8 protein-coding genes and 1 pseudogene are annotated in these 8,989 nt (G+C 73.4%); 1 reads left to right on the top strand and 8 read right to left on the bottom strand.

Annotation, left to right across the window (positions count from 1 at the left end; genetic code table 11):
- Positions 1 to 241 precede the first annotated feature (241 nt).
- From Q7T52_RS19575 to Q7T52_RS19565, 3 genes are read right to left on the bottom strand one after another with little or no spacing between them, the layout of a single operon-like run.
- On the bottom strand, positions 242 to 877 hold the full coding sequence (locus Q7T52_RS19575; protein WP_304805228.1) for a DUF6758 family protein: 636 nt from the start codon (positions 875 to 877) through the stop codon (positions 242 to 244).
- A gap of 32 nt (positions 878 to 909) precedes the next feature.
- A complete protein-coding gene (locus tag Q7T52_RS19570) occupies positions 910 to 1,470 on the bottom strand; it encodes a histidine phosphatase family protein (protein WP_304805227.1) in 561 nt (186 codons plus the stop codon).
- A 2-nt stretch (positions 1,471 to 1,472) separates the two neighbouring features.
- Entirely contained in the window at positions 1,473 to 3,422 is a 1,950-nt protein-coding gene (locus tag Q7T52_RS19565) for a hypothetical protein (protein ID WP_304805226.1), read from the bottom strand.
- 79 nt (positions 3,423 to 3,501) lie between these two features.
- Between Q7T52_RS19565 and Q7T52_RS19560 the strand changes: the two genes are divergently transcribed.
- Complete coding sequence (locus tag Q7T52_RS19560; RefSeq protein ID WP_304805225.1) at positions 3,502 to 4,674, top strand: MFS transporter; 1,173 nt, start codon at positions 3,502 to 3,504, stop codon at positions 4,672 to 4,674.
- Here Q7T52_RS19560 and Q7T52_RS19555 read toward each other — a convergent pair.
- From Q7T52_RS19555 to Q7T52_RS19535, 5 genes and pseudogenes are all read right to left on the bottom strand, one after another.
- Positions 4,662 to 5,201: pseudogene (locus Q7T52_RS19555) on the bottom strand (MaoC family dehydratase); the annotation flags it as partial. The gene Q7T52_RS19560 and the pseudogene Q7T52_RS19555 overlap by 13 nt on opposite strands.
- Before the next feature lie 87 nt (positions 5,202 to 5,288).
- A complete protein-coding gene (locus Q7T52_RS19550) occupies positions 5,289 to 5,468 on the bottom strand; it encodes a DUF5302 domain-containing protein (RefSeq protein ID WP_304805223.1) in 180 nt (59 codons plus the stop codon).
- Positions 5,465 to 6,652, bottom strand: a complete 1,188-nt coding sequence (locus tag Q7T52_RS19545; RefSeq protein ID WP_304805222.1) for a glycosyltransferase family 2 protein — start codon at positions 6,650 to 6,652, stop codon at positions 5,465 to 5,467. The genes Q7T52_RS19550 and Q7T52_RS19545 overlap by 4 nt, the downstream gene beginning before the upstream one ends.
- The gene (locus tag Q7T52_RS19540; RefSeq protein WP_304805221.1) at positions 6,649 to 7,707 is read right to left on the bottom strand and encodes a hypothetical protein; all 1,059 of its coding nucleotides are present in this window, start codon (positions 7,705 to 7,707) and stop codon (positions 6,649 to 6,651) included. The genes Q7T52_RS19545 and Q7T52_RS19540 overlap by 4 nt, the downstream gene beginning before the upstream one ends.
- Positions 7,704 to 8,777 carry a DUF2332 domain-containing protein gene (locus Q7T52_RS19535; protein ID WP_304805220.1) on the bottom strand — a complete coding sequence of 358 codons (1,074 nt, stop codon included), beginning with the start codon at positions 8,775 to 8,777 and terminating at the stop codon, positions 7,704 to 7,706. Before Q7T52_RS19535 ends, Q7T52_RS19540 begins: the two co-directional genes overlap by 4 nt.
- Between the last annotated feature and the right edge of the window lie 212 nt (positions 8,778 to 8,989).

Genomic DNA, 8,989 nt, shown 5'->3' with positions numbered 1-8,989 from the left:
TGACCCGTCAGCAATCGACGACGCGTCAGCCTCCACGTGCGGTGACCCGTCAGCAATCAACGACGGGTCAGCCTCCACGTGCGGTGACCCGTCAGCAATCAAGGACGGGTCAGCGTCCACGTGCGGTGACCCGTCAGCAATCAGGGACGGGTCAGCGTCCACGTGCGGTGACCCGTCAGCAATCGACGACGGGTCAGCCTTCACGTGCGGTGACCCGTCAGCAATCGACGACGGTTCGGCGTCACCAGGAGGGGGCGGGGCCGCCGAACGGAAGCTCGACGAGGTGGGGGCCGGACTGGGAGGTGTCGCGGAGGATCCAGTCGTCGCGGAGCAGGAGCATGGCCGACGCGGGACGCATGACGATCCAGAGCCAGCGGCCGTGGGCCTCGCCGGCGACGACGGAGCGGTCCCACTCGCTGGAGGCCGCGCTGGTCGAGATCGGCCAGAGCGGCACGACGTGGCGGCCGATCCGGACCTTGACGCTCGGCGGGCCGTCGCCGATGTCGGCGCCCGGGTCGTCGTGGGGGGTGCCGGCGATCCGCGCGCCGAGGCCGGTGCCCGCCTCCTCGGCGACCACGATCACGTCGACCGGACCGTCGAGGACGCTCGAGCCCGAGGTGCAGGTCATCGTCGCGCGGGCCCGGGCCGGGTCGGAGCCGACGGCGGCGAAGTCGCTGACGGTCCAGCCCGGGCTCAGCGGCCACGGGAGGTAGGTCGGCACCGAGGCCGAGCGGCGCAGGTGGTCGGCGAACGCGTCGTACGACGCCTCGTCGGGTCGCCACAGCGGCTCGATCTCGGCGTGCTCGACGCACACCCACCCCGCCGGCGTCTCGGAGACCGGGGCGGCGCAGCGGGGGCACCCGACCGAGAGCGGCATGGGCCTGAGCGTCGTGGGCTACGGCGGACGAGTCAAGAGTTCCAGCGCACGACGACGGCCTGCTCGCGCTCCTGGCCGAGCAGCGAGACGGTCGCGGTGTCGAGCCGGAAGAGCCGTCCCTCGGCGACGGGCAGCCCCAGCCAGCGCGCGGTCAGCACCCGCAGCGAGTGACCGTGGGCGAACGCGAGGACCGGTCCGTCGGCCGCGCGGGCCCGCGCCACGACGCGGTCGAGACGCTCGCCGACCTCGTCGGCCGACTCGCCGCCGGGGCACGGGTGCGACCAGATCGTCCACCCGGGGACCGACTCGCGGATCTCGGGCGTGGTGATGCCCTCGTAGTCGCCGTAGGCCCACTCGGCCAGGTCGGGGTCGACCTCGGCGTCGGCGAACCCCGCCAGCTCCGCCGTACGCCGGGCCCGCAGACGCGGGCTCGTCAGCACGAGCACGGGGTCGATGTCGGCGAGCCGGTCGGCCAGCGCGCGGGCGTCGTCCTCGCTCTCGGGGAGCAGCGGGAGGTCGGTGACCGAGGTGTGCCGGCCGGACCGGCTCCAGTCGGTGGGTCCGTGCCGGACGATCCAGAGCTCAGCAGCCATTCTCAGGAGTCTGCCAGCACCACGACCCGGTCGCCCGCACCGACGTCGATGACGACGGACTTGGCGGGGTTGACGGTGACCTGCTGGCCGGTCTTGAAGCCGATCGCGGTCTCGCCGCGGCGGGTCGCGCCGGCGACGACGGTCGCCCAGCTGACCTGGCCCGGTCGCACGTAGAGGTCGGCGGGCCGGAGGTAGACCTCGGCGCCCTCGTCGCCGAGCAGCTGGTCGAAGACGGCCTCGAGCCGCTCGTCCTCGGACAGCTGGGTGACGAGCAGGCTGACGATCTCGCCGCTGACGACGACGTCGTCGACGTGGGCGACCTCGGCCAGCACCCGGTTGCGGTCGTCGAGCATCTCGCTGACGACCGGCGTCGAGACGCCGAGCTTGCCGAGGATGTCGCGCACGTGGAGGAGCGTGACGAGCGTCTTGGCGTCGGCGGCCTGCTGCTCGAGGTGCTCGGAGTAGCAGAGCACCATCACCTGGTCGAGGTCGGCGGTGACGTGGCGGTCGAGCGTGGCCCGGTCGGTCGTGGGCCCGGCCTCGACGGTCACGGCGAGGTTGTCGAGCGCCGGCAGGCTGGCCGCGACCTCGTCGCCGTAGGCGGTGAGGACGGTGAGCGTGGAGCCGACGGGTGCGTACTTGTCGAGCTCGCGGAGGACGATCGGGGCGCGCTCGTTCCAGCCGACCAGCAGCGCCTGGGTGGGCTCGGGCGCGACCTCGACGGCGGTGCCGAGCGCGTCGAGGTCGGGCCGGGCGGTCGAGCGCGGCGCGTCGTCGAGGCCGTCGTCGTCCTCGGCGACCATGATCAGCGTCCGCCGGCCCACGACCGTGTCCGGCGCCGGGTTGAGCAGCGGGCCCTCGAAGCCGTCGGGGTCGACGAGGCCGATGACGGTGGCCTCCTCGAAGGCCTGCTGCGCCTCGGCGTACGTCGCCCCGGCGAGGTCGTGCTCGACGAGGAAGTAGATCTCGTCGCCGTCGTAGTCGAACAGCTCGACGTAGACCGCAGCGGCGCCGGACTGGCGCGAGGTCTGCACCAGCAGCTTGGCGACGGTGTCGCGGATGTCGAGCAGCACGGTGCGGCTGGTGCCGACGAGGCGGGCGGCCTCGAGGTTGGACGGGTTGCGGATCTCGGCGACGATGCGCGGGCCCTCGCCCTCGGGGGTCGCGTGGGTCAGCGCGAGCAGGCTCTTGATGACCTCGCTGTCCGGGTCGTCGGACTCCGGCGCCAGCAGGATCACTGACCGGGCGGTGGTGTAGCTGCTGAGGCGCAGGTCGTCGACGTCCATCGGCGAGCCGGAGCGGCAGATGACGCGGGTGCCGCGGAGGTCGGGCACCTTGGCGCGGACGTCGTCCTCCATCTCGACCTTGTCGCGCGGGGCGAGGATGACGACGACCGGCTTGGTCCGGCTCTCGTTGGCGATGGTGAGCTCGCTGATGATGGTGAAGATCGAGTCGGACCAGCCGAGGATCACGGTGTGGTCGGCCTCGATGACCATGGAGCGGCCGCGGCGCAGCTCGGCGAGCTTCTCGTCGATGCCCGCGGCGATGACGCCGATGAGCGCGCTGACGATGAACAGGCCCGCCAGGGTCAGCGCCAGCATCGTGAGGAGGAACTGCCACGACCCGGTGTCGCCGCCGACGAACCCGGCGTCGAGGGCGTGGTTGAGGCTGTAGAACAGCTCCTTCCAGAACCCCTCGTCGGAGTCGCCGCGCAGCCCGGTCACTGTCGTGATGACCGCGAACACCACGATCAGGACCAGCGTCACCGCGCCCAGCCAGGCGACGAGCGCGGGCGTGCCGCGCGACATCGAGTTGTCGAAGGCGTAGCGCAGCCGGTCACCGAGACCCGACCGGGGCGTCCGCGGCGCGGCCGCCGGCTTGGCCGTGTCGGCAGCCCGCGCACCGACCTTCTTGGCGGTACGGCTGCGCAGCTGCTGGGAGGTCTTGGCCATGAGGGAATGGTGACGGAACCGGGCTCCGGCGGGAGCCGATCACCCAAATTGGACCCGCCGTCCGTGCCACCATCGGCGGGTGACCCCGCCCGTGCCGCACCGCCGCGCCGCTGCCATGGCGTTCGCGAGCCAGGGCGTGGTCTTCATCAGCCTGACCACGCGGCTGCCCGACACCGCCGACCGCTGGGACCTCGGCGAGCTCGAGCTGTCGGTGCTGCTGCTGATGATGGTGCTGCTCGCCGGGGCCGGGTCGGTCCTCGCCGAGCGCCTGGCCGCCCACCACGACAGCGCGCTGGTGCTCCGCGCCGGCCTGCTCGTCACCGCGGTCGCCGTACCGGCCCTGCTGCTCGCGCCGGTCTTCGCCGGCTTCGTCCTCGGCCTGGCGGCGTACGGCGTCGCCCTCGGCCTGGTCGACGCGACCACCAACATGCAGGCCGTCGCCGTCGAGCGCGCCGCGAGCCGGCCGCTGCTGCCGTCGTTCCACGCCGCCTGGACCTGCGGCGGGCTCGTCGGTGCGGCCCTCACGCTCGCGACGTCGGGACTCCCCGACCGGTCCGGCGCCGTGGTCGCCGTCGTCCCGCTGCTCGCGGCGCTCGGCGCGTTCGGCGCCTACGTCACCCGCGCCGAGGTGCCGGGCACCGCCGACCTGACCGGCACGGGCGACGGGACGCCGGTCCCCTGGCGGCCGATCCTGCTCGTCGGGCTCGGCCTCGTCGTCTTCTACATGGTCGACACCGCCGCCACGACCTGGGGCGCGACCTACCTCGACCGCACCGTCGTCGCCCCCGAGCGTCTCGTCGCGCTGGCGACGTTCCCCTACCTGCTGGCGAGCCTGGTCGTGCGGCTGGCGGGCGACCGCCTGGTCCAGCGCCACGGCGTCACGTCGGTCCTGCGGGTCGGCGCGGTCGTCGGCTGCGTCGGCCTGGTCACGGTGGTGACGGCGCCGGGCTGGCCGGTGGCCGTGCTGGGGTTCACCGTCGCCGGGGCCGGGATGGCCGTCGTCGCACCGCTCAGCTTCTCCGCGGCGGGCCGCATCGCTGGCGGCTCACCGGCCAGCACCGACGCGGTCATCGCCCGGTTCAACCAGTTCAACTACGCGGGCGCGCTGCTGGGCGCAGTCCTGACGGGCGTCGTCGGCAGCGACTCGCTGCGCGTCGGGTTCGCCGTGCCGGCCGTGCTCGTCCTGGCCCTGCTGCCCCTGGCGCGCTCGTTCGCCGCCGAGCGGCACACGACGGAGGCTCAGTCGGCCTGAGGTCCCGGCCAGTTCTTGTCGGGCTGCGGCACGGGACGTCCGGGCTGCTCGCCGCCGCGCTCGGTGAGATAGCTGTCCTTGGGGACCATCACCTTGCGGCGGAAGATGCAGACCACCTTGCCGTCCTGGTTGTAGCCGATCGTCTCGACGTGGACGACCCCCCGGTCGTCCTTCGACTTCGACTCCCACTTGTCGAGCACGGTGGTCTCGCCGTAGAGCGTGTCGCCGTGGAACGTCGGCGCCACGTGGCGCAGCGACTCGATCTCGAGGTTGGCGATCGCCTTGCCCGAGATGTCGGGCACCGACATGCCGAGCAGGATCGAGTAGACGTAGTTGCCGACCACCACGTTCTTGCCGAACTGCGTCGTCTTCTCGGCGTAGTTGACGTCGAGGTGCAGCGGGTGGTGGTTCATCGTCAGCAGGCAGAAGAGGTGGTCGTCGGCCTCGGTGACCGTCTTGCCGGGCCAGTGCTTGTAGGTCGCACCGACCTCGAACTCCTCATAGCTACGACCGAACTGCACGGCAGGCTCCCTCTGGACGACGTCAGGACGACGTCATCCTGTCAGCCGCCCCGCCGCGTCAGCTCGGTCGGGTGGAGCTCGGTCGGACGGACCTCAGGTCCCGCCCCCACCCGCCTTGCGGCGGTGCACCTTGGGCGTGGCGCCGCCGTCGACCTCGGAGCCGTGCGCCTTCTCGTGCACCGGGCCGTCCTGGTGGACGCCCTTCTCCTTCTTGTTCTTCCGATCGAGCGCCTCACGCATCTTGGCCTTCAGGTCCTCGTTCGCTTCGGTCATGCCCTCCACCTTGGCACCCGGATCCCCCGGCGTCGACCGGGTTGTGGTCCGGTCTCGTCCGGGGCGGCCGTCTCGTCAGAGGCCGCGTCCGCGGCAGCCTGCGCCGCGGCGAGCTTGCCCGCGATGCGGTCGAGCACCTCGGTCGCCGCCCCGGCCGGATGGCCGGTGGCGGCGAGGGCGGCGCGCAGGACGTCGTACCCGCCCTCCGGGTGGTCCAGGGACAGCGAGTCGCGCGGCAGCGGTGCGGCGGCGGCCAGCAGCGCCTCGAAGGCCGCGAGGTCGGCGGCGGGAACGGCCTCGGGCACGTGGGTGCCGGCATCGGCGTGGACCTCGTCGAGGAGCCCCAGGTCGTGCAGGGTCTCGAAGTCCTCGCGGGTGGTCAGGTCGTAGACGCGGCGCAGGTAGCGGGCACGGACCTCGTCGCTGACGTCCATCGTCGAGAGGGTGCGCAGCGCGTTGACGGTAGGGATGCGGCTGGTGCGATAGACGGCGCGCGACCCCGACCCGGCCAGGGTCATGAACTTGCGCACGAAGTCGTCGGCCGTCGCCGAGTCGTAGTGGAGGACGGCGAGGCCGTCGGCCTTGACCGTCTCGACGCCGCGGCCGCGCCGGTTGCGCACGATGTGGAGGCCGATCCGGTGGTCGGTGCGCAGGCGCACGCCGACCTTGCCGCGCACGTGGCCGTGGAAGTAGGCCTTGTTGTCGGGCTTCTCGACCAGGCCGAGGACCGTGAGCAGCACCAGCTCGGGGCGTTCGAGGAGCCGCTTGAAGTGGGTGATCTCGCCGTCGGGCCAGGCGTCGCGCGACACCGCCTCGAGCGGCACCATCCGGAACGTCGCGCGCTCGGGCGGGAAGGCTGCGACCACGTCACGGTCGATCACCGCGACCTCGTCGCCGTCGATGTGCACCAGCCACTCGGCCCAGGCGAACGGCGCCAGCAGCACCCGCGCCAGGTTGGCGTTGGCGCGCTGGCGGACGTTGAGGTCGCCCGGCCGCTCCGGCCACCAGTCGCCGCCGGTGCGCACGTGGGTGACCGCGTGGTGCTCGTCGAGGACGGCCTCGGCCTCGGCGCCGGTGTCCTCGGTGAACACCACGAGGTGGTCGACGCCGTTGGCGAGGTTGCGCGAGACGTAGCGACGGACGTTGGGCGCCGTGTCCTTGATGGTGCTGACCGCGACGATCATGCGCGAGATCCTCGCACTGCCCGGCGGCCGCCCGGCCCGCGCCCCCGGGCCCGTCGTACGACGTCGAGCGCGGCGTCCGCGGCTGCGAGGGCGTCCGGCTGGAGGACGTCGGGGTCGACCCAGTCGGCGGGGTCGAGGCGGGCGACGGTCAGGTCGGCCAGGTCGCCGGTGACGTCGATCCCGCTCGCGCGCACCCAGTCGACCCAGACCTCGGTGCGGGCGACCACCCAGGGCTCGTGGCGCGGGTCGAGCCGCACCTTGGTGGAGCTGCGCGGTGCGAGGCCGCGGCCGACGACGACGTCGCGGACGGCGCCGTGCAGCCGCCCGCCGCGCTCAGCCGCGCCGCCCACCTGCTCGTTGAGGGCCCGCAGGAACTGCGCCTCCGGCAGCCCGATCGAGTCGTTGGCCTGCCGGGCCTCGGCCGGCACCCACGTCGGGTCGACGCCGGCGACCTCGAGGAAGCGGGTCCAGAGCAGCGACCGGTCGCCGCCCTCGGGCGGCAGGGTGACGAGGTGGACGCGGGCCGGGTCGCCGAGCGCGTCGAGCCAGCGGCCCAGGACCGTGTCGATCTCGAACTGCCGCAGCACCGTGCCGGTGCGCGCCCGCTCGAGGAGGTCGGCGTAGGTCTCGGCGCGACCGTGCTTGAGGTTCTCGAGCCAGGTGGACACCAGCGCCCGGCCCAGGTCACGCGCGGTCCAGACGACGTGCAGCTCCGCCTCGGCGCTGAGCTCGCGGACGGCGCGCGCGACCGCCGCGTCATCGGCGCGGACGAACGCCTCGTCGCTGATGAGCGTCGTTCCGTCGTGGGCCGCGGTGGCCGCGACCAGCCGGTCCCAGCGACCGTCGGCGTAGTCACGACCGCGCCAGAGCCGGATCCCCGTCAGGTCGAGGGCCGCTCGGAACATCAGCGTCGCCGAGCCCTCCTCGACGCTCGCCTGGGGCACCAGGACACCGTGGGCCAGCAGGGCCTCGTGGTTCTGCTGGAGGCGGCTCTGGAGGTAGGTCGTGCCGGACTTGGGCGCCCCGACGTGCAGGACGACGCGCTTGTCGCTCATGGTCCGCTCGGCCAGTCCACCGGGACGCCGTGGCCGCGTGAGCGCGCCAGGAAGCGTGGCTCCCCGCCGGGCCAGCGCCGCAGGACGAGCCAGAACTGGTGGTCCTCCTCCGGCGTGCGCCGCCGGGGCTCGAGGCTCAGGTGGGCGAAGGACCGTCCCTCGGTGGCGGACGCCCCGAGCTCCTCGACGCGGGCGAGGACGTCGTCCTGCTCGGACCGGTCGAGGTACTGCCACATCACGCTGTGCCACAGCACCGTCACGGTCCCGTCGACCAGGCTCAGCCCGTCGGCGACCTCGCGGGCGGTCTGCCGGCGTACGGTCGGCGGCGTCTCGGCGGCCAGCTCGAGGGCACCGCGGAGCCGCTCGTGGCGGTCGGTCTGGTCGGGCCAGACGTACGCCGTGAGCGTGAGGCGCCCCGCAGTGGTCGCCACGTCGACCGGCATCACGTCGGTGCCGGTGCGCTCCACGACCGACGGCCACGTGGCGTCCGGGTCGGTCCACGGGCCCGGCCCGGTCCACGCACCCTCGAGCCGCACCGGCGACGCCTCGTCACCATGGCCGCGGCCCGTGTCGTCGACGTAGCGGAACCGGTCGGCCAGCAGGTTGAGCCCACCCGACGACCCGATCTCGACCAGCCGCACCGGCAGCGCGGTCTCGCGGCCGAGCTCGAGCAGGCCCGCCGTCAGCGCCGCGGAGCGTCCGACCTCGTTGGTCTGGGGCGGCCGGTCGAGCCACTCGCGCACGGCCTCGGGCTCGTCGGCGACCAGCGCGGTGAACGCCGCCCAGCCCCCCTCGGGCTCCCAGGTGCCACCCACGCTCGGGTAGTACGCCGCCAGCGCCCCCGCCCGCCGCTCGAGCACCAGCCGGTGCACCGACCCGGCCAGCCGCAGCGCGAGCCCCGACGGACCCGGCGCGTCCTCGTGCCCGGCCAGCACCCGCGCGAACGGCTCCGCCTCCGCTCCCCCGGCCCCCAGCGCGTCGGCCACCCGGGCCAGGAGGTCGGCGTACATCGGGGAGCCGAGGCGGCCGCAGGCCGCGGCCTGGGCGCGGAACGCGTCCTCGAGGTCCATGGGGTCAGCCTGGCATCTTCGGGTGGTCGGGGTCGTACGGAGGTCTCTGCTGGCCCTCTGTCACGGGGGGCCGGGCTGTCCGCGCGCCTAGCATCCCGGGCCTCCCTGTCAAGGACGCTTCGCGCCGCTACGCGGTCGCGAAGCGATCCTTGACAGCGAGCCTCTCCCGGGATGCTTGATGGCGCAGACAAGGGCGGGCTCCGCCGCGCCCT

Origin of the sequence: Nocardioides sp. (genome assembly GCF_030655615.1) — a bacterium.
Taxonomy (GTDB): Bacteria; Actinomycetota; Actinomycetes; order Propionibacteriales; family Nocardioidaceae; genus Nocardioides.
The sequence above is the reverse complement of the archived record's forward strand: the minus strand, read 5'-3'. Positions and strand labels throughout refer to the sequence as shown.

What these genes read in the sequence shown, in the direction of transcription:
- Q7T52_RS19565 (WP_304805226.1), bottom strand. Translation starts at nt 3,422, where the DNA reads ATGGCCAAGACCTCCCAGCAGCTGCGCAGCCGTACCGCCAAGAAGGTC.
- Q7T52_RS19540 (WP_304805221.1), bottom strand. Translation starts at nt 7,707, where the DNA reads ATGAGCGACAAGCGCGTCGTCCTGCACGTCGGGGCGCCCAAGTCCGGC.
- Q7T52_RS19545 (WP_304805222.1), bottom strand. Translation starts at nt 6,652, where the DNA reads ATGATCGTCGCGGTCAGCACCATCAAGGACACGGCGCCCAACGTCCGT.
- Q7T52_RS19550 (WP_304805223.1), bottom strand. Translation starts at nt 5,468, where the DNA reads ATGACCGAAGCGAACGAGGACCTGAAGGCCAAGATGCGTGAGGCGCTC.
- Q7T52_RS19535 (WP_304805220.1), bottom strand. Translation starts at nt 8,777, where the DNA reads ATGGACCTCGAGGACGCGTTCCGCGCCCAGGCCGCGGCCTGCGGCCGC.
- Q7T52_RS19570 (WP_304805227.1), bottom strand. Translation starts at nt 1,470, where the DNA reads ATGGCTGCTGAGCTCTGGATCGTCCGGCACGGACCCACCGACTGGAGC.
- Q7T52_RS19575 (WP_304805228.1), bottom strand. Translation starts at nt 877, where the DNA reads ATGCCGCTCTCGGTCGGGTGCCCCCGCTGCGCCGCCCCGGTCTCCGAG.